This is a genomic window from Nonomuraea sp. NPDC051941 (assembly GCF_044593615.1).
Window position 1 is genome coordinate 74,441 of the sequence record NZ_JBIUCF010000049.1, and the last position, 23,720, is coordinate 98,160.

At 72.0% G+C, this 23,720-nt stretch carries 20 protein-coding genes; 14 read left to right on the forward strand and 6 right to left on the reverse strand.

Annotation, left to right across the window (positions count from 1 at the left end; genetic code table 11):
- Window positions 1-10: 10 nt before the first annotated feature.
- Entirely contained in the window at window positions 11-3,484 is a 3,474-nt protein-coding gene (locus ACIHFD_RS52990) for a serine/threonine-protein kinase (RefSeq protein ID WP_397373378.1), read from the reverse strand.
- Between the two features lie 229 nt (window positions 3,485-3,713).
- Here ACIHFD_RS52990 and ACIHFD_RS52995 point away from each other — a divergent pair, with 229 nt between their 5' ends.
- The 9 genes from ACIHFD_RS52995 to ACIHFD_RS53035 all read left to right on the forward strand — a co-directional run bounded on the left by ACIHFD_RS52995 (window position 3,714) and on the right by ACIHFD_RS53035 (window position 13,542).
- On the forward strand, window positions 3,714-4,715 hold the full coding sequence (locus ACIHFD_RS52995) for a LacI family DNA-binding transcriptional regulator (RefSeq protein WP_350736740.1): 1,002 nt from the start codon (window positions 3,714-3,716) through the stop codon (window positions 4,713-4,715).
- A gap of 27 nt (window positions 4,716-4,742) precedes the next feature.
- Complete coding sequence (locus ACIHFD_RS53000; RefSeq protein ID WP_397373379.1) at window positions 4,743-6,008, forward strand: extracellular solute-binding protein; 1,266 nt, start codon at window positions 4,743-4,745, stop codon at window positions 6,006-6,008.
- Complete coding sequence (locus ACIHFD_RS53005; protein WP_363967092.1) at window positions 6,005-6,880, forward strand: sugar ABC transporter permease; 876 nt, start codon at window positions 6,005-6,007, stop codon at window positions 6,878-6,880. The genes ACIHFD_RS53000 and ACIHFD_RS53005 overlap by 4 nt, the downstream gene beginning before the upstream one ends.
- Complete coding sequence (locus tag ACIHFD_RS53010) at window positions 6,880-7,686, forward strand: carbohydrate ABC transporter permease (protein WP_363967094.1); 807 nt, start codon at window positions 6,880-6,882, stop codon at window positions 7,684-7,686. Before ACIHFD_RS53005 ends, ACIHFD_RS53010 begins: the two co-directional genes overlap by 1 nt.
- A 10-nt stretch (window positions 7,687-7,696) precedes the next feature.
- Window positions 7,697-9,067, forward strand: coding sequence for a sulfatase-like hydrolase/transferase (locus ACIHFD_RS53015; RefSeq protein WP_350736728.1), 1,371 nt, complete (start codon window positions 7,697-7,699; stop codon window positions 9,065-9,067).
- Window positions 9,068-9,124: 57 nt separating this feature from the next.
- Entirely contained in the window at window positions 9,125-10,645 is a 1,521-nt protein-coding gene (locus ACIHFD_RS53020; protein WP_397373380.1) for a multicopper oxidase family protein, read from the forward strand.
- A 42-nt stretch (window positions 10,646-10,687) separates the two neighbouring features.
- On the forward strand, window positions 10,688-11,413 hold the full coding sequence (locus ACIHFD_RS53025; protein WP_397373381.1) for a TetR/AcrR family transcriptional regulator: 726 nt from the start codon (window positions 10,688-10,690) through the stop codon (window positions 11,411-11,413).
- Between the two features lie 124 nt (window positions 11,414-11,537).
- Window positions 11,538-12,917 carry an APC family permease gene (locus ACIHFD_RS53030; RefSeq protein WP_350736719.1) on the forward strand — a complete coding sequence of 460 codons (1,380 nt, stop codon included), beginning with the start codon at window positions 11,538-11,540 and terminating at the stop codon, window positions 12,915-12,917.
- A gap of 16 nt (window positions 12,918-12,933) precedes the next feature.
- Window positions 12,934-13,542 (forward strand): GPP34 family phosphoprotein, encoded by a 609-nt coding sequence (locus tag ACIHFD_RS53035; RefSeq protein ID WP_397373382.1) that lies wholly within the window; start codon window positions 12,934-12,936, stop codon window positions 13,540-13,542.
- On the opposite strand, the gene ACIHFD_RS53040 is transcribed toward ACIHFD_RS53035, so the two are convergent.
- Window positions 13,539-14,510: a helix-turn-helix transcriptional regulator gene (locus tag ACIHFD_RS53040; RefSeq protein ID WP_397373383.1), complete on the reverse strand. Its 972-nt coding sequence runs from the start codon at window positions 14,508-14,510 to the stop codon at window positions 13,539-13,541. The genes ACIHFD_RS53035 and ACIHFD_RS53040 overlap by 4 nt on opposite strands.
- A gap of 61 nt (window positions 14,511-14,571) precedes the next feature.
- On the opposite strand from ACIHFD_RS53040, the gene ACIHFD_RS53045 reads away from it, so the two are divergent.
- The 4 genes from ACIHFD_RS53045 to ACIHFD_RS53060 all read left to right on the forward strand — a co-directional run bounded on the left by ACIHFD_RS53045 (window position 14,572) and on the right by ACIHFD_RS53060 (window position 18,092).
- On the forward strand, window positions 14,572-15,144 hold the full coding sequence (locus tag ACIHFD_RS53045; protein ID WP_363967104.1) for a DinB family protein: 573 nt from the start codon (window positions 14,572-14,574) through the stop codon (window positions 15,142-15,144).
- A gap of 1 nt (window position 15,145) precedes the next feature.
- Window positions 15,146-15,583: a VOC family protein gene (locus tag ACIHFD_RS53050; RefSeq protein WP_350736709.1), complete on the forward strand. Its 438-nt coding sequence runs from the start codon at window positions 15,146-15,148 to the stop codon at window positions 15,581-15,583.
- Between the two features lie 73 nt (window positions 15,584-15,656).
- On the forward strand, window positions 15,657-16,595 hold the full coding sequence (locus tag ACIHFD_RS53055) for a thermonuclease family protein (RefSeq protein ID WP_397373384.1): 939 nt from the start codon (window positions 15,657-15,659) through the stop codon (window positions 16,593-16,595).
- A 174-nt stretch (window positions 16,596-16,769) separates the two neighbouring features.
- Entirely contained in the window at window positions 16,770-18,092 is a 1,323-nt protein-coding gene (locus tag ACIHFD_RS53060; RefSeq protein ID WP_397373385.1) for a glycoside hydrolase, read from the forward strand.
- A 57-nt stretch (window positions 18,093-18,149) separates the two neighbouring features.
- On the opposite strand, the gene ACIHFD_RS53065 is transcribed toward ACIHFD_RS53060, so the two are convergent.
- The 4 genes from ACIHFD_RS53065 to ACIHFD_RS53080 all read right to left on the reverse strand — a co-directional run bounded on the left by ACIHFD_RS53065 (window position 18,150) and on the right by ACIHFD_RS53080 (window position 22,363).
- On the reverse strand, window positions 18,150-18,968 hold the full coding sequence (locus ACIHFD_RS53065) for a carbohydrate ABC transporter permease (RefSeq protein WP_350736700.1): 819 nt from the start codon (window positions 18,966-18,968) through the stop codon (window positions 18,150-18,152).
- The gene (locus ACIHFD_RS53070) at window positions 18,961-19,908 is read right to left on the reverse strand and encodes a carbohydrate ABC transporter permease (RefSeq protein WP_397373386.1); all 948 of its coding nucleotides are present in this window, start codon (window positions 19,906-19,908) and stop codon (window positions 18,961-18,963) included. Before ACIHFD_RS53070 ends, ACIHFD_RS53065 begins: the two co-directional genes overlap by 8 nt.
- Window position 19,909: 1 nt before the next feature.
- Complete coding sequence (locus tag ACIHFD_RS53075; RefSeq protein ID WP_397373388.1) at window positions 19,910-21,163, reverse strand: ABC transporter substrate-binding protein; 1,254 nt, start codon at window positions 21,161-21,163, stop codon at window positions 19,910-19,912.
- A 72-nt stretch (window positions 21,164-21,235) separates the two neighbouring features.
- Window positions 21,236-22,363, reverse strand: coding sequence for an ROK family transcriptional regulator (locus tag ACIHFD_RS53080; RefSeq protein ID WP_397373389.1), 1,128 nt, complete (start codon window positions 22,361-22,363; stop codon window positions 21,236-21,238).
- A 72-nt stretch (window positions 22,364-22,435) separates the two neighbouring features.
- Here ACIHFD_RS53080 and ACIHFD_RS53085 point away from each other — a divergent pair, with 72 nt between their 5' ends.
- Window positions 22,436-23,719: a Gfo/Idh/MocA family protein gene (locus tag ACIHFD_RS53085; protein ID WP_397373390.1), complete on the forward strand. Its 1,284-nt coding sequence runs from the start codon at window positions 22,436-22,438 to the stop codon at window positions 23,717-23,719.
- The last annotated feature ends 1 nt before the right edge of the window (window position 23,720 follow it).

The following is a 23,720-nucleotide window of genomic DNA, read 5'->3' on the forward strand; positions in this document are numbered from 1 at the left end:
TCTCCTCCTGTCAGCAGATCTCGCGGTAGGGCGTGCCGGGGATGAACCGGTCCCACTCGCTCCGGGAGAGCGAGCGCCCGGCCCTGGCGCACAGGGCGGCGGCCACGCCGGCGGCGGTGGCGGGCTGGTCGCCGAGCGTGCCGTCGGTCCGCAGCCAGCGCAGTTGCCCGGCGTCGAAGGCCAGCGCCACCACCTCGCCAGCCGGGTACACGGCGGGCGAGCCGAGCGGGGCGCGTTCGGCGACGTCCCAGAGCTGGACGCGGTTCGAGCCGCCGACGGCCAGCGTCCGCCCGTCGGGCGAGAACGCCAGCACGTCCACCGCCCCGAACCCCTTGAGCGGCAGGTGGGCCAGCTGCCGGCGGTCGGCGGCGTTCCAGAGCGTCACCCCGGCGGCCAGCGCGCCGGTGGCGATGACCTTGCTGTCCGGGCTGTACGCGATGGCCCGCACGCCGTCCGCGCTCTCCCCGAACGGCCTGGTGACGGCCTCGGCGCCGCCCAGCGACGCGAGCGCGCCGTCCGCGCCGTTCACCGCCAGCTCCCGCCCGTCGGGGCGGAAGATCATCCCGGAGCCGCCGGGGACGCTCAGCGTCCGCGTCCTGACCCCGCGGCGGACGTCCCAGAGCTGGACGTCGCGCCAGTTGTTCGCGGGCGGGGTGACGGTCTCCTGGAAGGGCGCCACCGCCAGCGTCGTGCCGTCCGGGGCGAACGCGAGCCCGCCCACCTCGCTCGCGCCTTTGATGGGGAACGTCCGGTCCTTCGTGCCCGTCGTCAGGTTCCAGAGCGTCACCCGCGCGGGATCGGCCGTCCCGACGGCCAGGAGCGTGCCACCGGGGTTCAGTGCCATCGCGGTCGGGGATACCGGCAGGGCCGCCGGCCGCGCCGGCTCATCCAGGCGCCAGACCTCCACCCGGGGCCGCCGCACGATCACCGTCCGCCGCGCGGGGTCGATCAGCCCGGCCTCGACCCCGGGGGCCAGCGTGCGCGGGCGGGTGAGGTCGGAGACGTCCAGGGTCACGACCGTGCCGTCGAGCAGGCCGAAGGCGAGCGTGCCCGGGCCCAGCCGGAGCCCGGACACGAGCTCGCCGACCGGATGGGACAGCAGCCGGGTGCCGTTCCGCGACCAGAGGGCCAGGTCGGAGCCGTCGTAGGCGGCCAGGTGGCGGCCGTCCTGGCTGAAGCGCAGCGCGCGGGCCCCGAATCCCCTCAGCACCGGCTCCCGCCAGCGCCGCGCGATGAGGTCCCAGAAGCGGACCTCGCCGCCCGCCCGTACCGCCAGCTCGCGCCGCGCCGGGTCGAACGCGAGCGCCGCGCCGGGGAGCCGGGCCAGCACGCCCTGCCAGTCGCGCAGCTCGATCCGGCCGCCGGGCAGGGTCGTGGCCATCAGGGCGTCGTCGGCGGAGAAGGCGACCTCGGTGGCGTCGCCGACGGCCAGCGGGCGCTGGCTGGTGAGGTCCCACACCCGCACGCGGCCCTCGGCCGTGGTGGCGGCCAGCAGCAGCCGCCTGGGACTGAACGCCAGCCGCTGCGCCCCCTCCCCGAACTCGGCGACCCGCACCCCGCGCTCGGCGTCCCAGACGGAGATCGACCGCTCGCCGGCCACGGCCAGCCTGCGGCCGTCGGCGCTCAGCGCGATCGCGCTCACGGGCCCGCTCACCCCGCCGAAGGCGCGAGCGGGCCGCCCGGTGGTCGCGTCCCACAGCGTGAACCTGCCGTCGTCCAGCACGGCCAGCCGCGTGCCGTCGTCGCCGAGGTCGAAGCGGGCCGAGCCGGAGACCGGGCCGGGGCGGAAGGCCGAGCGCTCGCGCTGGGCCAGCGAGGCGTACATGGCGGAGCGCGCCTCGGCCACCGGCGCGATCCGCCACGCGGCCACGCTCAGCAGCAGCGCCGTCAGCGGGTCGCCGGCCCGGGTCCGGTTCGCGAGCGCGGCCACCCGGCGGGCGGCCGACGTGTCCCGCTGGCGCGTGCCCAGCACGTCCTGCACGACCACGACCCCCACCGCGGCCAGCAGCACCGCGACGAGTGCCGCGATCGTGCCCCGGACGCGCCGGCGCCGCCTGGCCAGCTCCCGGGTGCGCTCGCGGGAGGCGTCCAGGAACGCCTGCTCGCGCTGGTTCGGCCGGAGCGGCCCGCGCCCGTTCGCGGCCCATTCGAAGCTCTCGTCCAGGACCGTGCCCCGGTAGAGGTCGTCGGGGCGGCGGCCGTTCGCGTGCCACACGGTGGCCGCCCTGTTCAGGGCGTCGTGGACGCTCAGCGCCGCGCGGTCGGACTCCACCCAGTCCCGCAGGCGCGGCCACGCCCGCAGCAGCGCCGCCCCCGCCAGCGTGATCGACTCGCCCTTGTGGACGAGCAGCCCCGCGTCCGTGTACGCCTGGAGCACCCGCTGCACGCCGGCCGGGTCCCGCGCGCCGTCGACGAGATCCCGGGTGGCCGCGTCCCTGAGCGCGGTCTCGGCGCTCTCGTCGGAGCGGACCATGCGCAGCAGCGCCGAGGGGACGAGCGCCTGGTCCTCCGGGCTGAGCCGCCCGTAGACGGTCTCGGCGACCTCGGCCGGCGGCGACTCGGCCGGATCGGCGGCCAGATCGGCGGCCAGATCGGCGGGGGGCCTGACCTCGACGGCGGCCCGGCTCCCGCTGCTGAGCAGCCCGGAGAGCCCGCCCTGCGAGAGGCCCGGCCCGTTGACGGCGCTGTTCATGGCGATGAGGTCGAGCAGGAGGGAACGCGCCGGCGGGCGGGCCTGCGCGTCCAGCGACATCGCCTCGGTGACCAGGCGCCGCAGCGGCTCCGCCAGCACGGTGAAGTCGGGCCGCGTGCCGGTCACCTGGTAGCGCAGGAGGGCGAGGTCGCCGGAGAACGGCGGCCGCCCGGTGGCCGCGTACAGCATCATCGCGCCCCACGCCCACACGTCCACGGCGGATCCGCCGCGCTGCCCGGCCAGTCGCTCGGGCGCCATGTACGGCGGCGTGCCCGCCGCGAACTCGCCCTCGGTCGTCTGCGACATCTCGCCCGTCCTGGCGAGCCCGAAGTCGATCACGCGCGGCCCGTCGGGCCCGAGCAGCACGTTGCCCGGCTTCAGGTCCCGGTGCACCACGTCCGCGTCGTGGATGGCGGCCAGCGCCGTGGCCACCCCGACGGCCAGCCGGTGCAGCCGGTCGGCGTCGAACGGCCCGTGCCGCTCGACGGCCGTGCGCAGGCTGGGCCCCTCGATGTGCTCGCTCACGATGTACGGCGCGGGCCCGTCGAGGTCGGCGTCGATGATGCGGGCCGTGCAGAACGAGGCCACCTTCCGCGCGGCCGTCACCTCCTTGACGAAGTCGGCCCGGGCCCCGGCGTGCTCCAGGAACTCCGGGCGGATGACCTTGATCGCCACCCGCCGGCCGGCGTCGTCGTAGGCGTCGTACACGACCCCCTGCCCGCCCGCGCCCAGCCGGCCCGCCAGCCAGTATTCGCCCAGTTGTGCCGGGTCTCCCGGCAAAAGAGGCGTCACAGGAACCCAAGCTAGCGATTGCCCACGATCGCGCGCCACCGGGTAGCCCCTAGGGAAAACCCGAGCCGATGGGGTTGATCCGGCGAACGTCGGAGGCATACGGTGCTAAACGATTAACATGCCGTCGGCACAGCCGGTGAGAACCATCGGCATCCCGACGTCTCCATCCACATCAGCGGCCAAAGATTTCCCTTTATCTCTATAGGGAATGCTAGGTTATACGACTAACATGAGACCTACAGCGCGACAAGTGGCCGAGCTGGCGAACGTGTCAGTGGCGACCGTCTCCTACGTGCTCAGCGGCCGGGATCGCCCCGTGGCCGCCGAGACGAGGCAGCGGGTGCTCGAGGCAGCCAGGCAGCTCGGCTACACCCCCAACCAGGCCGCCAGGAGCCTGCGCAAGCGCCGCACCCAGCGGATCTGCCTGGTGCTCAGCTCGCTCGGCGGCGTGCCGAGCGACGAGCGCCTGGCCACCGACCTGCACGAGATGGCCGACGCCCGCGGCTACTCCGTGGTGACGCTCGCCGTCTACTCCGAGGCCCGCGCGAAGGCCGCCGTCGACGTGCTGCGCGGCGGCGTCGCCGACGGCGCGCTGATCAACCTCGCCGGCGACCACCTCACCCGCGACCTGGTCACCGGGCTCGCCGGCACCGGGCTGCCGATGGTGGTCCTGAGCAACGAGGACGGGCTCGAGGGCTGCGACGTCGTACGCACTCCGGAGACGGAGGCGTGCGCGGAGGCGGTCGAGCACCTGCTGGCCCAGGGCAGGCGGCGCATCGCGTTCCTGGCGCACCGCCACGAGCTCCACCGGGAACAACCCGCGGGCCGGCTGCTCGGCTACACGACCGCCCTCGACCGGCACGGCGTGAGCGAGCGGATCATCACCACGGGCGCGGACGACCGCGTGGCGGCCTACCAGACCGCCGCCGAGCTGCTGCGCTCGCCCGACCGCCCCGACGCGATCTTCGCAGCCTCCGACCGGGCCGCGATCAGCGCGATCTGGGCCGCCAGGGACGCCGGGCTCACCGTGCCCGGCGACGTCGCGATCGTCGGCGCCGGCAACATCGACGAGGGTCTCATCAGCAATCCGCAGCTCAGCACCGTCGGCCCGCTCCGCCACGACTACACCGACGTCGCACGCCTGCTCTTCGACCGCCTCCAGGCCGAGGAGCAGCCACCCGCCCGCGAGATCGTCCGCTCCTGGACCTTCCTGCGGCGGGGCTCTTCGTAGAAGGGAAAACCCGAGATGTCCTCCCCCATGTCTCGCCGTGACCTGCTCCGCCTGGCCGCCGCCACCGCCACCGCCACCGTCGCCGGGCCCGTCCTGTCCTCCTGTGCGGGCGCCCCGACCACCCAGGCCGCCGCGCCCGGGACGTTCACCGTCTACTGGAACGCGGGCCACGACTACCAGGCCTACCGCAAGGTGATCGCCGAGTTCGAGCAGGCCAACAAGGTCAAGGTCAACCTGCAGAAGTACCAGTGGCCCGACCTGCGCACGCGGCTGCTGGCGGACTTCGCCTCCGGGACCGTGCCCGACCTGGTCGAGGAGCCCGGCGGGTGGGTGCAGGAGTTCGCCGTCTCCGGCAACGCCCGCTCGCTGCAGGAGTACGTCGACCGCGACGGCCAGGCGATGGGCTTCCCCTCCGACTGGCAGCCGGTCACCGTGGAGCGCAACTCGTACCAGGGCAAGGTGTACGGCGTGCAGCTCCACCTGACCTGCAACACGCTCTTCTACAACAAGGCCATGCTCAGGGACGCCGGGGTGGAGGTGCCGGCCACGTGGGAGGAGTTCCTGGCCGCCGCAAAGAAGCTCACCAAGGACGGCGTGTACGGCGTCGCGCTCAACCAGGACTACACGTACCTGTGGCCCTGGCTGACCCAGGCCGGCGTCACCCCCTACGACCCGTCGACCGGCAAGGTCATGACGCCGGTCGAGGACGCGGTCGCCGCCCTGCAGTTCCAGGCCGACCTCGTCCACAAGCACAAGGTGGCCCCGGTGCCGGTGTCGGGCACCGACTACTCGGGCCCGCAGAAGCTGTTCTCGGCCAAGCGCGCCGCGATGATCTTCACGGGCCCGTGGGACCTGGAGCCGATCAGGAAGACCAGCCCCGACATCGAGGTGGGTGTCGCGCCGCCGCTCAAGCACAAGACGCAGGCCACGCAGGCGGCGGGGGTCAGCATGTTCGTGCCCGCCAAGGCCGCCAGGCCCGACCTGTCGTGGGACTTCATCAAGCGCATCACCGCCATCGAGGTCGAGCAGGCCGCCACCAAGGAGACCGGCATGCTCATGCCGCGCGTCTCCTGGACGAAGCTGCCCGAGGTGGCGTCGAACGAGGTCACCAAGGTCTTCGCCGACGCTCTCCCGTACGCCAAGGACTCCTCCCAGCAGGTGCGCCTCACCGGGCAGCTCGGCAAGTGGGAGGAGCAGCTCAAGGTCATGTACCAGCAGGTGCTCATCCAGAACGAGCCGGCCGCCGAGGCGCTCGCCGCGTTCACCAAGTCGGCCGAGGGCTTCCTGCGGTGATCAGGCCCCGCACGCTCGCCGGTCGTTACGCGCGGACGGCCTACCTGTTCCTCCTTCCCGCCATCCTGTTCTTCGCGGCCTTCTTCTACCTGCCGATCGGCAACGTCGTGGCCACCAGCCTGCGCTCCGGGCCGCAGGCCGACCAGTGGGCCGGGCTGGGCAACTACACGCAGGCGCTGGCCGACCCGGCGGTGCGGCACTCGTTCCTGGTCACGGTGGCCTTCGCGGTGGCCGTGGTCGTGGGCTCGATCGTGCTCGGGCTGGCCCTGGCGATGGCGCTCGACCAGCCGCTCAAGGGGCGGGTGGCGTTCCGGGTGCTGCTGCTGGTGCCGTACCTGACCTCCGTGGCGATCGTCGGCCTGCTGTGGCGCAACATCCTCGACCCCGAGCTGGGCGTGCTGAACCGGGTGCTGCTCGCGGCCGGGCTGCCCGCGCAGCAGTGGCTCAACACCGCGCCGCTGCTCACGATCGCCGCGGTGACGCTGTGGCAGAGCGTGGGCTACACGATGGTGCTGTTCCTGGCCGGGCTGCAGGGCATCCCCGAGACGTACCACGAGGCCGCCAAGATCGACGGCGCCGACTCGTGGCGGCGCTTCTGGCGCATCACGCTGCCGCTGCTGGCTCCCACGACGCTGTTCGTGTCGGTGATGGCGGTCATCTCGGGGCTGCAGGCGTTCGGGCAGGCGTACATCATCACGGGCGGCGGACCCGGCGACGCCACCGACCTGTCCGTCTTCCACATCTTCAACGTGGCCTTCCGCACCAGGGACTTCGGCTACTCCTCGGCGCAGTCGGTGCTGCTGCTGATCGTGATCGTGGCGTTCACGCTGGTCCAGCTCCGGGCGGGGCGGCGCGGGGAGGTCGTGTACTGATGCGCAGGACGCTCCTCTACCTCCTGCTCGGGCCGGCCTCGCTGGTCATGGTGGTGCCGCTGCTCTACATGCTGTCGCTGTCGCTCCAGACCGAGGCCGAGACGCTGTCGGCCGAGGCCGTGGTCTGGCCCGAGTCGCCGCAGTGGGGCAACTACGCCGAGCTGTTCGCCCGCGCGCCGTTCGGGAACTTCATCGTCAACAGCCTCGTCGTGGCCGGCGCCATCACGCTGGCGCACCTGATCTTCGACCCGCTGGTCGGGTACGTGTTCGCCAAGTTCCGCTTCCCGCTGCGCAACACCCTGTTCGTGGCGCTGCTGGCCACGCTCATGGTGCCGTTCTTCGTGCGGATGATCCCGCTGTACGTGCTCATGGCCAACCTGGGGTGGCTCAACACGTACCAGGGGTTGATCACGCCGTTCCTCATGGACGCGTTCGGGATCTTCCTCATGCGGCAGTTCATCCAGCCCATCCCCGACGACCTGATCAGCGCGGCCCGCATCGACGGCGCCTCCGAGCTGGGCATCTACCGGCGGATCATCCTGCCGCAGACGCGGCCCGCGCTGGCCGTGCTCGGGCTGTTCACGTTCGTCTTCCAGTGGAACGAGTTCCTCTGGCCGCTGGTCGCCACCACGACGCCCGAGATGCGCACCATTCCCGTCGGGCTCACCCTGTTCAACCAGGAGTATTTCACGTTGTGGCACCTCACGGCCGCGGGCTCGGTGATCCTCTTCGTCCCCACCGCCGTCCTTTTCATCTTCACCCAGCGATACTTCGTGCGCGGCATCGCGCTGACCGGCCTCAAATAGGAGTCATTTCTTGCGTCCGAACGTGATCGTCGTCTTCACCGACCAGCAGCGGTGGGACACCGTCGGCCCCTTCACCCCCAACCTCGACAGGATGGCCAGGCACGGCACGCAGGCCACGGTCGCGCTCACGCCGCAGCCGGTGTGCGCGCCCGCCCGCGCCGCGCTGCAGACGGGCCGCTACCCGACCACGACCGGCGTCCACCGCAACGGCCGCGTGCTGCCGCCCGAGGAGCGCACGCTGGCCCACCACTTCGGCGCGGCCGGCTACGCCACCGGCTACATCGGCAAGTGGCACCTCGGCGGCGGCGAGCCCGTCCCGGCCGACCGGCGCGGTGGTTACCGGTCGTGGCTGGCCGCGAACGCGCTGGAGCACACCTCGGACGCCTACCGCACGATCGTGTACGACGAGGCGAACGAGCCCGTGATGCTGCCCGGCTACCGCTCCGACGCCCTCGTGGACGCGGCCATCAGGTACGTCGCCGACCACCACGAGGAGCCGTTCTTCCTGTTCCTGTCGTTCCTGGAGCCGCACCATCAGAACGAGGTGGACAACTACCCGGCCCCCGACGGCTACGAGGAGCGTTACCAGGGCCGCTGGATGCCGCCGGACCTGGCCGCCCTCGGCGGCACCGCCCACCAGCACATGGGCGGCTACCTGGGGCAGGTCAAGCGGCTGGACGAGGGGCTCGGGCGGCTGCTGGACGCGCTGCGCAGCATGGACCTGCTGGACGACACGATCGTGGCGTACACCTCCGACCACGGCAACCACTTCAAGACCCGCAACGGCGAGTACAAGCGCTCGTGCCACGACGCCTCGCTGCGCGTGCCCCTGGCGCTGCGCGGCCCCGGCTTCGACGGCGGCGGCGCCGTCTCCCGGCCGGTCAGCACCATCGACCTGCCTCCCACGCTCCTGGAGGCCGCCGGGCTGCCCGTCCCCGACGGGATGCAGGGCCGCTCGTTCCTCCCGCTGGTCCGGGACCCCGGGGCGGCGTGGCCCGAGGAGGTGTTCTTCCAGGTGAGCGAGTCGGAGGTGGGACGCGGGATCCGTACCTCGCGCTGGAAGTACTACGCCGTCGCCGAGGACGCCCACCCGTGGGACGACCCCGCCTCCGACCGCTACCGGGAGCAGGCGCTGTACGACCTGGAGAACGACCCGCACGAGCTGGTCAACCTGGCGGGATTCCCGTCGCACGCCGGGGTGGCGGCGGAGCTGCGGGAGCGGCTCGTCCGCCGGATCGCGGAGGCCGAGGGGGCCGAGCCGGTCATCGAAGCGGCCGTCGAGCGACCGGCGCCGCCGCAGGCGATGACCGACCCGGAGGTGCGGCTGAGCGGCTCCAAGCCGGTCCGCTTCGGCCACCAGCGCCCGCCCGGCACGCGCTAGGGATCTCCATCGGCGTGGCGAGGGGAGTTCGCCCGTTACCCTCCGTAATCTCGCCTGGTGAGCGGAGGGAGAGGCGTCGTGGGTGGTTGGTCGAGTTCGTGGGGTACGGGCGGGCGGGTGTCCCGCCGGGCGTTCGTCACCGGCACATTCGCCAGTGCGCTGGCCGGCGCCGTCCCCCTGCTGGGGGCCCCGCCCTCGGCGGCGCAGCCGCGGCCCCGGGCGATGGTGCTGCGGGCCCGGCCCGCGACGGTCACCTTGGGGCGGCGCACGGTGCGCACCTGGACGTACAACGACGAGGTCCCCGGCCCGCAGATCAGGGTCATGGCCGGTGAGCGGGTCCGCGCGAAGCTGGTCAACGACCTGCCCGCGGCGACCACCGTGCACTGGCACGGCATCAGGCTCGACTTCCCCATGGACGGCGCGCCGGGGTTCAGCCAGGAGGCGACCCAGCCGGGCAAGACGTTCGACTACGACTTCACCGTGCCCGATCCCGGCACGTACTTCTACCACTCGCACGTCGGCACCCAGCCCGACCGCGGCCTGTACGGCACCCTGGTCGTCCTCGACCCGCGGGAGCCGCTCGACTACGACGAGGAGTTCACCGTCGTGCTCGACGACTGGCTGGACGGCATCGACGGCACTCCCGACGACGCCCTGGCCCGGCTGAACGCCTCCACCGACCACGACGACACCCTGCGCAGCGAGGCGCTCGGCGGCGTGGCGGCGGAGATGGTGCACCCGCTCTACCTGGTCAACGGCCAGGCGCCGGACTCCCCCATGACCTTCCGCACCGCGCCGGGCCGCAGGGTCAGGTTCCGGGTGATCAACGCGGCGTCCGACACCGCCTTCCGGGTGGCGCTCGGCGGGCATCGCATGACCGTCACCCACACCGACGGGTTCCCGTGCCGGCCCGTGGACGTGGACACGTTCCTCATCGGCATGGGCGAGCGCTACGACTTCCTGGCCCGGCTTGACTCGGGCGCGTTCCCGCTGGTCGCGATAGCGGAGGGCAAGCGGGGGCGGGCGTTCGCGGTGGTGCGGACGGATCGGCGGGCGGAGGCGCCGGCGAGCACCGTCCAGGTGCCGGAGCTGACCGAGCGCATGCTGGCGTACCGGGACCTGGAGGCCCCGTCGTCCCTCGATCTCCCCCGCCCGTCCAGGGCCATCACGGTGACGCTCGGCATGCGCCCGTCCGGCAACGAGTGGACGATGAACGACAAGGTCGCCGGCGACCACCTGCGGCTGCGCGTGGACCGGGGGGAGACGGTCCGGCTGATCCTGGACAACCAGTCGCCCATGTGGCACCCGATGCACCTGCACGGCCACACGTTCCAGCTGCGCCTGCCCGACGGGCGCGGGCCGCGCAAGGACACCGTGAACATCAAGCCGCGCCAGCGGCTCCACCTGGACGTGCTCGCCGACAACCCCGGCGAGTGGATGTTCCACTGCCACAACCTGTATCACCAGGAGCAGGGCATGATGGGCGCCATCGGCTACGGCCCCGCCCGGACCCCGGCCGCGGCCCACGCCGGCCACCGTCCCCAGCAGCACGACCGCAAGCGGAAGCGTCGTCGCTGACACTGTTCGCACATGCGTACAATGTGCGCTATGGTGAGGGGCATGGCGAAAGACGAGCAGTCCATCCCCTCGGTGTGGGCGCGGCCCCGCCGCGAGCGGGAGCAGCCGGCGCTGAGCCGCGACCAGATCGTGACCGAGGCCGTCCGGCTGCTCGACGAGGAGGGCATCGACGCCCTGAGCATGCGCCGCCTCGGCAGCCGGCTCAACGCCGGGGCGACCTCGCTCTACCGCCACGTGGCCAACAAGGACGAGCTGATCGAGCTCGCCGTGGACGCGGTCTACGGCGAGCTGCCGCTGCCCGAGGAGACCGACGCCACCCGGTGGCGGGAGGTCATCGCGCGCATCGCCCACGGCCTGCGCGCCACGATCCTGCGCCATCCCTGGATGGCCGCCAAGCTCGGCGAGGTGGGGCTGGCCTACCTGGGGCCCAACATGCTGCGCCAGACGGAGCACATGCTCGGCGTCTTCGAGTCCGCCGGGTTCCCGCTCGACGAGGCCGACCAGGCGATGAGCACGCTCGTCGCGTACGTGCTCGGCGTCACCACCAGCGAGGCCGCGATCCTGTCCATGATCGCCCGCAGCGGTCAGACCGAGCAGGAGTGGGTGGAGCAACTGTGGCCGGCGGCCGAGCGGGCCGTGCAGGACTACCCGCGGCTGCGCGCCCGTTACGCCGCGCAGCGCGGCCAGCTCTCCTCCCAGGCCGACCAGGACGGCTTCGAGTACGGCCTCCAGCGGGTCCTCGACGGCCTCCAGTCCCGCCTCGGCTGAACCCCATTTCGAGCCCTGCTCACGTGTGACATAAGCCTGCCATCGGTCTTGCGACGCGGCCTCGGGCTACGGAAGGATCGCCCAATCGAACCCCCCGTTCCCGCATGACCTTGGAGTGGCCGTCGTGCCCACACAGCACGCGAACGTCGAGCAGTTCGGATACCGGCAGGAGTTACGTCGCGGGGTCGGGATGACCGACCTCGTGTCCTACGGCCTGGTGTTCATGGTGCCGATCTCCCCATTCGCGATCTTCGGCTCCGTCTACGCCCGCTCGGGCGGCATGCCGGCCCTGGCGTACCTCGTCGGGATGATCGCGCTGCTGTTCACGGCAGCCTCGTACGCGCAGATGGTCAAGGCGTTCCCGCTGTCCGGCTCGGTCTACAACTACGCCGGCCGCGGCATCGCACCGCCGGCCGGGTTTCTGACCGGGTGGATGGTGCTGCTCGACTACATCCTCGTACCGTGCCTGCTCTACCTCGTCGCCTCCATCGCCATGCACGCCATCGTGCCGGAGATCCCCGTGTGGGTCTGGCTGATCGCCTTCGTGGCGCTCAACACCGCGATCAACCTCCGGGGCATCCGCATGACGGTCAAGCTCACCCGGATCATGATCGTGTTCGAGCTGGTCGTGCTGGCGCTGTTCCTCGTGGTCGGCGTCTGGGCCCTGCTCCAGGGCAAGGGCCGCGGGTTCAGCCTCTCCCCGCTGTTCAACCTGGAGACGTTCTCCTGGCCGGTGGTGTTCGCCGCGGTGTCGGTGGCCGTCCTGTCGTTCATCGGCTTCGACGGGATCAGCATGCTGGTCGAGGAGTCCACCGGCGGGTCCGAGCAGGTGGGCAGGGCCATGCGGCTGGCCCTGGTGCTGGCGGGCGTGCTGTTCATCGTGCAGGTGTGGGTGGCCGCGCTGCTGGTGCCCGACCCGGCGGGCCTCCTGCGGAATGGAGGCGACACCGCGTTCTACGACGCGGCCGCGGTGGCCGGCGGCCAGTGGCTCAGGCACCTCACCTCGACCGCCACCGCGCTCTCCTGGGGCGTGGCCAACACCATGGTGGCCCAGGTCGCGGCCTCCCGCCTGCTGTACGCGATGGCCCGCGACCGGCAGCTCCCGTCGTTCCTGGCGAAGGTGTCGGTCAGGCAGTCGGTGCCGGCCAACGCCATCGCGCTCGTCTCCCTGCTGTCCGTCGGCCTCGGGGTCTGGATGTCCACCCGCTCCGACGGCGTCGACCTCCTCAGCAGCCTGATCAGCATGGGCGCCATGGTCGCGTTCATCGTCCTGCACGCGTCGGTGATCGTGCACTACTCGCTGCGCCTCGGCTCGGACGCCATGTGGACGCACCTCGTCGCGCCGCTGATCGGGATGGGGATCCTCGTCTTCGTCGTGATCAACGCTCATGTGATGGCGCAGCTGGTGGGCCTGATCTGGCTCGGCGTCGGCGGCCTGGTGCTGGCCGGCCTGTACGCGCTCGGCCGCCGGCCCACCCTCCAGGGCCTGACCGGACGTCTCTGACGGGCGAGGGGACACCATGAACCGGCTGCCGCTCCACGAGGACCTGTATCTCATCGCGCACGACCAGTCCGGCAAGCCCCTGATCCACCAGTCGTCGATGGCTCTCGGGCTGGCCGGCGCGGTGGTGCTCGAACTGGCCGTCAGCGGTCGCGTCACCGTCTCCGACGGCCAGGCGAGCGTCTCCCGCCCTCCGGCCGGCGACATCCCCGTCTCCCTGGCGGACGGCGACGTCAGGCTCCTGATCAAGAAAGCGGCGAACGGCCTCTACGACCGCACCCGCGAGGCCCTGGTCGCCTCGGGCGTGCTCGTCAGGGTGAGCAGGCGCCGCCTGGGCATGCTGCCGTACACGCGTCACCAGCTCGCCGACATCGCCTCGGTCGTCCGGGCCTCTTCGGGGGTGCGCTCGGCGGTCGAGGGCTGGAAGCCGCCGGACGCGCGGTGCGCCGCGCTCTGCGGGCTGGTGGCGGTGCTGCGGCTGGAGTCGGAGCTCTACCTCGACCAGCCGGCGAACCGGCTGGTCGGCCGCCTGCGCGAGATCGCCTCGGCCGCCCCGCCCGTGGTGGGCGAGCTGGTCGCGGTCGTGGACACCCTGGTCGGGGAGGCCGCCGTGGCGGTCTACCGCTAGCCGTGACCTGAGCCGGGCCCGGCCATCGCCGCGAGGCGGCGGGCGAGCCGGGCGACGGCCTCCCGCAGCTCGGCGGGCTCCAGCACCTCCGCCTCGAAGCCCAGCCGGGCCACGTGCACGGCGAGCCAGTCGAGGTCCTGCCCTCCGGCGACGAGCACGCACCACCCGTCGCGATCGTCCTCGACGCGCCCCACCTGGGGCGGCACCAGCTCCCGCACCCGCTCTGGCGGCGCGTGCAGGCGCACCCGGGCGAGATAGCGGTAGGGCGCCTCGGCCACGGACCGCTGCACGTAGGCGGCCGGGTCAGGATGCTCCCTCGCCCGGAAGCGCCAGGTCGTCGCCTCCACCTCGTGCATGCGGTCCAGCCGGAAGGTGCGCCAGCCGTCGCGGTCGACGTCCCAGGCCATCAGGTACCAGCGGCGGCCGGTGGAGACCATCCGCACCGGCTCGACCGTGCGCTCGCGCTCCCCGCCGGCGTGGCCGGCGTACCGGAAGCGCACCCGCACGGCGTCGCGGCAGGCCCGCGCGAGCATCATCAGCAGCTCCGCGTCGATCTCGACCCCGGGGTCGACGAGGGTCTCGGTGGCGCCGTACACCGCCCGGACCTCGGCGCGCAGCCGGGGCGGCATCACCTGGTCGAGCTTGGCGAGCGCCCGCAGCGCCGCCTCGCCCGCCCCGGCGACCGTGCCTCCCGCCGCCAGCCGCAGGGACACCGCCGTCGCGATCGCCTCCTCGTCGTCGAGGAGCAGCGGCGGCAGCCGGGTGCCCGCGCCGAGCTGGTAGCCGCCCCCGACGCCCGCCGTCGCGTGCACGGGATAGCCGAGCGCGCGCAGCCGCTCCACGTCGCGGCGCACCGAGCGGTCGGTGACCCCCAGCTCGGCGGCGAGCTCGACAGCGGTCCAGGACGGCCGGCGCTGCAGCAGCGCCAGCAGCCGCAGCACCCGCTCGGTCGTCGACTCAACAGACACGCGCTCATCGTTCCACAGATCACGGACCGATCCTGTCCGCTATATGCGAGAGGCTTGAGCCATGAACGACCTGCCCTGGAACACCCTGCTCCGAGATCAGACCGACTGGCACTGGACCCATCAGCTGCGCGATCGCCTCGACGGGCTCACCGATGACGAGTACTTCTGGGAGCCGGCGCCCGGCTGCTGGAGCGTGCGGCCGCGCGGCACCGGCGCCGCGCCGGTGCAGGCCGGGGCCGGCGCGATGACCATCGACTTCGAATTCCCGATGCCCGAGCCGCCGCCGTTGACGACGATCGCCTGGCGGCTCGGGCACGTGATCGTCGGCGTGCTGGCGATGCGCAACGCCTCGCACTTCGGCGCCACGCCGACCGACTACGGGTCGTTCGAGTACGCTCCGACCGCGGACGCGGCGCTGGCCCAGCTCGACGCCGAATACGCCACGTGGCTGGCCGGGGTCGAGTCCCTCGGCGAGGCCGGCCTCGCCCGCCCGTGCGGGGAGGCGGAGGGGCCGTACGCCGAGTTTCCGCTGGCGGCCTTGGTGCTGCACATCAACCGCGAACTGATCCACCATCTGGCGGAGGTCTGCCTGCTGCGCGACCTCTACCTGCACACTCACCGGGAGGCGAGCTGACATGGCCCGCGACGTTCAGATCACTTTCGACTGCGCCGATCCGGCCGGGCTGGCCGCGTTCTGGGCCGAGGCCCTCGGCTACCGGGTGCAGGACCCGCCCAAGGGCTTCGAGTCGTGGGAGCAGGCCCTGGAGGCGATGGGCGTGCCGCCCGAGCGCCGCAACGACGCCTCGGCGGTGATCGACCCCGACGGGGCCGGGCCTCGGCTGTTCTTCCAGCGGGTGCCGGAGGGCAAGCAGGTCAAGAACCGCGTGCACCTCGATGTGCGGGCCGCCCCCGGGTTCGAGGGCGACGCGCGGATGGCGGCCCTGGAGGCGGAGGCCGAGCGGCTCGTCTCCCACGGCGCCACGCGGCTCCAGCGCCACGAGCCCGCTCCCCCGCTCGGTGCCGGTCACATCGTGATGGCCGACCCCGAGGGCAACGAGTTCTGCCTCGACTGATCGGCCGCGCCCCCCATGGACGGCGCGAGGTGCGCGGGTTACGCTCCGCTCGCCACAAGATGGGGGGCAATCCATGACTTACACGCTTTTACGCGGGAACTTCGTGATCCGGTACGCGGATCTCCCGCGTCAGGGCCCCGAGCCCGACGGCGACACCGTGAAGTTCCTGCCCGACTCGCCCGCGCTGGTGGAGGGGCTGCCGCGGCGCTCCGGCCACCCGCCGAAGATCAACCGCCGCGGTGTCTCCGTGCGCCTGGAGGCCATCGACGCGCTGGAGACCCACTTCGAGGAGACGCACCAGCAGCTCGCCGGGGCCAACGCGGCCAGGGACGAGTTGCTGCGCCTGCTCGGGTTCACGAACGTGCGTTACTGGGAGGACCTGCCCAACAAGGTGCAGTCGGCGGACCAGGACTCCCTCCGCGGGCACGTGCTCACGAACGGGGTCGACGCGAACGGCCGGCTGATCGGGTTCGCCTACGCCGGTGACCCTCCGGGGGCCGACGGGGCCTCGGTGTTCCTGGACCCGGCGCTCGTGGACGCGTCCGCCAACGGCACGCTGCTGGCCGGCGGGCTGGTCTATCCGGCGTTCTACGCGACGCTGCCGGCGCAGCTGCGTACGCACCTGGCGGAGGTGTCGCAGGCGGCCAGGGGGAAGGCCGCCGGCATCTGGCCCGGCTCGACCGCCGACCCCAACGGAGCCGCCACCGTCACCGGCCTGGCCGACGCCGAGGGCCTGGTGATGTGGCCGAAGCTGTTCCGCCGCCTCGTGCCGTACCTCGCGGCCGGTTTCACCGACTTCGACGGCTTCGACGCCTGGCTGCGCGCGGACCCGGTCAACCGGGACGACGAGGTGTTCCTGCTCACCAAGCTCGAACGCGGCAACCTGCACGACGTGATCAAGGGGGCCGGGCAGCAGATCCAGCTCACGGTGTGGCCGGAGGAGTTCATCATCGCCCCGGACCCGGCGCCGCCGGGCACCGTCGTCAATCCGCCGCCGGTCGCGAGCGGCTGACCGGCCGCATCGGCAGTGACGCACCAGAGTGGGGGCCGGGGCGCGCGCACAGCGCCCCGGCCCCCGCCGTGTCCGCGCGCTGAACACCGGTTGACGGGAGGCCTCCGGACCGCTTACGGTTCCGGCGATATCGGTGAAATATATCGATATAAATCCGAAACTTTCGGAGGCGTCATGTTTCGTGGAGTCGTCGCGGTCGCCTTGCTCGGCCTCCCTGCGGTGAATCCCTCCCAGCCCCCCGCCATCACCGTGAACGAGCACGTCAGGCACCAGGAGATCGACGGCTTCGGCATCTCCCAGGCGTTCCGGCGCAACGAGCTGCTCAAGGCGCTGCCGGAGTCGCAGCAGCGCGAGGTCCTGGACCTGTGGTTCGACCGTGAGAAGGGCGCCGGGCTCAGCATCCTGCGGCTCGGCATCGGCTCCTCCCCCGCCGGGAGCCCGTACGACCACATGGTGTCGATCCAGCCCGAGGACCCCGGCGGCCCCGACGCCACGCCCAAGTACGTGTGGGACGGCGACGACAACAGCCAGGTGTGGGTGGCCAAGGCGGCCCAGGCGTACGGCGTGAAGCGGTTCTTCGCCGACGCCTGGAGCGCGCCCGGCTACATGAAGGACAACGGCGACGACAAGGGCGGCGGCACGCTGAAGCCGGAGTGGCAGCGGGCGTACGCGAACTACCTGGTGGCGTACACGAAGTTCTACGCCAAGGAAGGCATCAAGATCACCGACCTGGGGTTCACGAACGAGCCCGACTGGACGGCCACGTACGCCTCCATGCGCTTCACCCCGGAGCAGGCCGCCCAGTTCGCCAAGGTGCTGGGCCCGGTGGCCAAGGGCGTGCACGTGACCTGCTGCGACTCCTTCGGCTGGAACCAGGCGAAGGCATACACGGCCGCGATCGAGGCCGACCCCGAGGCCCGCCGCTGGGTGAAGACCCACACCGGGCACACCTACGCCAGCCCCGTGGACGCGCCGCTGCCGACGACCAGGAAGACCTGGATGTCGGAGTGGAACCCGAACGGCAGCACCTGGAACGAGAGCTGGGACGACGGCAGCGGCTACGACGGCTTCGCGATCGCGCAGGCCGTCCACGACGCGCTCACGCTGGGGAACGTCAGCGGCTACGTCTACTGGCTGGGCGGCTCGCGCGGCGCGACCCGGGCGCTGCTGCAGCTCGACGACACGGCGAAGACGTATCGCGTGTCGAAGCGGCTGTGGGCGCTGGCGGCGTACAGCAGGTTCATCCGGCCGGGCGCGGTCAGGCTGGAGACGGCGGCGGCGGATCCGGCGCTGAAGGTCTCCGCCTTCCGCAACCCGGACGGCTCGCGCGTCGTCGAGGTGCTCAACACGGGCACCGCGCCGGTCACGTGGCAGGGCGTGCGCGGCCGGGCGACCGCGTACCTCACGGACGGCGCCAACTCGCTCACCCCGTCCGCGGTGACGGGCCGCACGGTGACGCTGCAGCCGCGGGCGCTCACCACGATCGTCATCCGCTGAGGAGGCCGCGGGAGCCCGGGCAGGTGCCGGCCCGGGCTCCCGTCATGAGCGGGGCGGTCAGCCCTTCGAGCCCGTGGTGGCGATGCCCTGGATGAACTGCCGCTGCAGGAACACGAAGACGGCGATCACCGGGAGCGAGGCGATGAGCGAGCCGGCCATCAGCACCGGATAGTCCGTCTGGTACTGGCCCTGGAGCGCGGCCAGCCCCGCCGACAGCGTCATCTTGTCCGGGTCGGTGTTGACCACCAGCGGCCAGAACAGGTCGTTCCAGGCCCACAGCAGCACCAGGATGGCCAGCGCCACCAGGCCCGGCCGGGCCAGCGGCAGCATGATCGACCAGTAGATGCGCACCGGCCCGGCGCCGTCCAGCCGGGCGGCCTCCTCCAGCTCGCGCGGCAGCCCGAGGAAGAACTGCCGCAGCAGGAACACCCCGAAGGCGCTGAACAGCCCCGGCACGATGATCGCCTGCAGGCTGTTGAGCCAGCCGAGCGACGACATGATCTGGTACTGCGGGATCACGAAGAGCTGCGGCGGCACCATGAGCACCGACAGGAAGACGCCGAAGAGCAGGTTCCTGCCGGGAAAGCGCAGCCGGGCGAAGGCGTAGGCGGCCATCGAGCAGAACAGCACCTGCCCCGCCACCCGCCCCGCCGCCATCACCACCGTGTTGAGGAACTGGTCGCCGAACGGCAGCAGCTCGAAGACCTTCGCGTAGTTGTCCCACCGCCACTCGGGCAGCAGGCTAGGCGGCACCCGGGTGGCGCCGCTGAGCGTCTTGAGCGAGGTGACGGCCTGCCACACGAACGGGGCCACCATCGCCAGCGACGCCGCGGCCAGCACCGCGTGCACCCCGAACGACCGACGACGCTCAGACATAGTGCACCCACCTGCGCTGGAGCCGGAACTGCAGGACCGTCAGCGCCGCGATGAGCAGGAGCAGCGCGATCACGATGGCGGCGGCGTAGCCGCGGTCGTCGGTGACGAAGGCGCGCTCGTAGAAGAGCTGGACCACCGTCTGGAGCCGCGAGTACGCCGGGTTGGCCCGCGCCGCCTGCCCGGACCCGGTCATCACGAAGACCAGGTCGAAGAGCTGCAGCGAGCCGATCACGGACACGATCGAGATGAAGAACGCGGTCGGCGACAACATCGGCAGCGTGACCGAGAAGAACTGCCGGACGCGACCGGCCCCGTCCAGGCTCGCCGCTTCGTACAGCTCCTTCGGGATGGCCTGCATCCCGGCCAGGAAGATGATCAGGTTGTAGCCGATGCTGCTCCAGATCCCCACCACGACCAGCGCGTACATGGCCGTGTCCGGATCGGCGATCCAGTTGGGCCCGTCCACGCCGACGACCGCGAGCACCTGGTTGACCAGGCCGTAGTCGCCGTTGTAGAGCCACCGCCAGAGCATGGCGACCGCGACCGGCATGGTGACCACAGGCAGGAAGAAGGCCGTCCGGTACACGGCCACGCCCCGCAGCCCCGGCAGGTTGAGCAGCGCGGCGAACACGATGGCCAGCGGGATCCCCACCAGGCCCAGCCCGGTGTAGGCGAGCGTGTTGAGCACGGCCCGGCCCACCTCCGGGTCGGCGACGAGCCGGACGTAGTTGTCGATCCCGGTCCAGGTGTGGCCCCCGAACGCGCCCCACTCGGTGAAGGAGAAGTACGCGGTCTGGAGCACCGGCCAGAGGTAGAAGATCGCGAGCCCGAGCCCGGTGGGGGCGATGAACACGTACCCCCACAGGGCCTCGGTGCGCGGCGGACGTCTCCTCGCCGCGTGAGCCGCCCTGGTGAGGCGCTTCTCGGCGGTGGCGGTCACGTCACTCCTTGGCCAGCAGCTCGTTCATCCCGGCCGCGAGGTCCACGGCCGCCTTCTCGACCGGCACCTCGCCGGACCACGCCTTGGTGAGGTGGGTCAGCTCGGCCTCCTGCCAGGCGGCGGTGTTCTTGGAGACGGGGTACGGCACCGCGTACGCGACGGCGTCGAGGAAGACCTGCAGCTTCAGCTCGGGATGGGCGGCCGCCCACGCGCTCTGCGTGCCGTTGTACGCCGGGATCGGCCCCTTCTTGCCCAGCAGGTCGGCGGCCGGCTTGGAGCCGAGGAACTTGACGAACTCCCACGCCTCGGCCGGATGCTCGGTCTTGGCCGACATGACGTTGGCGACGCCGTGGATGATCGTGGCCTGCTTCTCGCCCTTGGGGAGCGGGGCCACGTCCACCTTGTCCTTGGTGTAGTCGTTCTTGGTGAACTCGGCCACGTCCCAGGAGCCGCCCCAGTACATCGCCAGCTTGCCGGCCTCGAAGAGCTGGATCGGGGCGGTGTCGGTCATGGTCTTGAGGTCGGGCGACTGCCCGCCGGCGATCAGGTCGGTCCAGAACCGCAGGCCCTCGATGGTCTTGGGGTCGTCGTAGCCGGACTTGCGGCCGTCGGGCGAGATCACGTGGCCGCCGGCCTGGTAGATGGTGTTGTACTGGTACTCCTGGAAGCTCGTGAGCTCCGCGCCGATCGCGTGGACGCCCTTCTTGGCGTCGGTGAGCTTGGCGGCGGCGGCCTTGAAGTCGGCCCAGGTCCAGTCGGCTGCCGGATATTTCACCTTCGCGGCGTCGAAGAGCGTCTTGTTGTACCAGACGCCGATGGTGTCCATGTCCTTCGGCAGGCCGTACAGCTTGCCGTCGTAGGTGTAGAGGTCGACCAGCGGCTTGGGGTAGACGGAGCTGTCGACCTGCTCCTCGATGGGCTTGATGACGCCGTTGGAGGCGTACAGCTGGAAGTTGGGGCCGTTCATCCAGAAGACGTCGGGGGCCGCGCCGCCGGTCACCGCCGCCTTGAGCTTGGTCCAGTAGTCGGCCCATGGCGTGACCTGGACGTCGACGGCGATGTTGGGGTGCGTCTTGGTGAACTCGGCGGCCAGCTCCTGCATGACCGCCTGCTGGGTGGCGTCCCAGACGCCGTAGGACAGCGTCACCTTCTCCTGCGACCGCGCACCCGTGCCAGCCTGCTCACCGCCCGCGCACGCGGAGGCCAGCAACGCCGCGCAAAGGAGCGCCGCACCGCTCCGTGCCGACTTCCACATCTCCCGTGTCCTCTCCTAGAACGTGGGAGTAATGATGGAGTCCAGTGAAATTTTCTTCAAGGGCCTCCTTTGTTACAGATGGCTCACGAGCGGGGTGCGGCCGTCGAGCAGGCGGTCCTCGACGTCGTCGAGCGCGATCCGTACGGCGCCGAGCACCACGGCCTCGTCGCCCAGCGCGGACATGAGGACCTCGGGCGTGCGGATGCACCAGCGGTCCAGCTCGCGCTTGAGCGGCTCGATGAGCACGTCGGCCGAGCGGGAGTAGCCGCCGCCGACCACGACCATCTGCGGGTCGAGCGCCAGGACCAGGGCGGACACGCCGAGCGCCAGGTCCCTGACGTAGCGGCGCACGGCCGTGACGGCGGCCCGCTCGCCCGCCCGGGCCGCCGCGAACACGTCGCCCGCCTCGCCGCTGGCGGCCTTGAGGTGCTCCTGGGCGCGGATCCAGCCGAGCGCGGGCAGCGCGCCGATCTCGCCCGAGGCGTTGGCGAAGCCCCGGTGCACCTTGCCGTCGATGACCAGGCCGGCGCCGGTGCGGAGCCCGGCCAGCAGGAACACCATGTCCTTGGCGTAGCGGGCCACGCCGCGCCAGCACTCGGCCCTGGCGGCGAGCTTGCTGTCGTTCTCGACCAGGACGGGGCCGGGGACCAGCCGGCGCACGTGGGCGGCCAGGTCGACACCGGTCCACTCGGGCAGCGCCTCCGACAGCATCACCCGGCCCGCGCCGTCCACCAGGCCCGTCGTGCCGACGCCGGCGGCCCAGACGTCGCCCGCGGCCAGGCCGGCGCCCTCCAGGCACGCGGCCACCGCGGCGTCCACCGCCTCCAGCCGCTCCGGCCTGCCCATCTCCGGCGTCACCGGGACGGCGGCCCGGTCGCCGACGTTCCCGTCGAGGTCGGCGACGACGGCGCGGATCTTGTGGCCGCCGATGTCGACGCCGAGCACCCGCCCCGCGTCCGCCCTGAAGCGGTAGCGCCTGGCCGGGCGGCCCACGCTGCCCGCGGTGGCGCCCGCCTCCGCCACCCAGCCCTTCTGCAGCAGCTCGCGGACCACGTCCTCGGCGGACGCGCGCGACAGGCCGGTGCGCTTGGCGACCTCGGTGAGCGTGAGCGAGGACCCGCCCCGCAGCGCCTTGATCACGGCGAGCGCGTTGAGCTGCCTGAGCCGCGACAGGTCACCGCCGCTCAGATCCTCGCCCATGGACGCCCCTTGCCGTCAGCCAGCCGACTCCTAATAATGATGGTCTCCATGATATTTCGCCGGGAAGGTTCCATGACTGAGGTGACTCTAGCCGTCGTCGGCGGCGGCCTGCGAGGGCTGACCTACGCCCGCCACGCGCACGCCACGGGCGCGGGGCGGGTGGTGGCGGTCGCGGAGCCCGACCCGCGGCGCCGCGCCGCGTTCGCGGCGGAGTTCGGCGTCCCGGCCGAGTCGGCGTTCCCCGGGTGGAAGGAGCTGGCGGCGGCGGATCGGCTGGCCGACGCGGTCGTCATCGCTACGCAGGACCAGCTGCACACCGACCCCGCGGTGGCGCTGGCGGACCTCGGTTACCACATTCTCCTGGAGAAGCCGATGGCGCCGGACGAGCGGGAGGCGGCACGGATCGCCGAGGCCGCCAGGCGCAACGGGATCATGCTGGCCGTGTGCCACGTGCTGCGGTACACGCCATACACGCGGGCCGTGCGGGACCTGCTCGACTCCGGCCGGATCGGGCGGCTGATCAGCGCCCAGCACCTCGAGCCGGTGGGGTGGTGGCACCAGGCGCACTCCTTCGTCCGCGGCCACTGGCGCCGCCAGGACACCTCGGCGCCGATGCTCCTGGCCAAGGCCTGCCACGACATCGACTGGCTCGTGCACCTCTTCGGCCGGCCGCCCGCGCGGGTGTCGTCGTTCGGCTCCCTGTCCCACTTCCGCGCCGAGGACCGCCCCGCGTCGGCCGCGGACCGGTGCGTGGACTGCCCCCTGGAGCCGTCCTGCCCGTACTCGGCGCCGCGGCTCTATCTCGGGTGCCTCGGGGACGCGTCGAGCGAGTTCTGGCCGCTGTCGGCCGTCACGCCCGGGCGCACGCGGGAGGCGGTGCTGGAGGCGCTCCGGGTGGGGCCGTACGGGCGGTGCGTGTACGCGTGCGACAACGACGTGGTCGATCACCAGGAGGTGGTGATGGAGTTCGACGACGGGGCGACGTGCTCGTTCACGATGAGCGCGTTCACGCCGATGGAGGACCGGCGGACGCGGCTGTTCGGCACCCACGGCTACGTCGACGGCGACGGCCGCACCCTGCGCGTGGTCGACTTCCGCACGGGCGAGGAGGAACTCGTCGACACGACCGCCGCCCACGCGGGCGCGCGGGGAGCTTCGGAGGGGGCCTCGGCGGCGGACGGGCACGGCGGCGGGGACGAGGGCCTGGTGGACGCCTTCCTCGCCGCCGTCGCCTCGGGCGACCCGTCGCCGCTGCGCTCGGACGCGTTCGAGAGCCTCATGACCCATCGCGTGGTGTGGGCCGCCGAGCAGGCCCGCCGCACGGGCTCGGTCGTCACGTTCGCCCCCCACGCGTGAA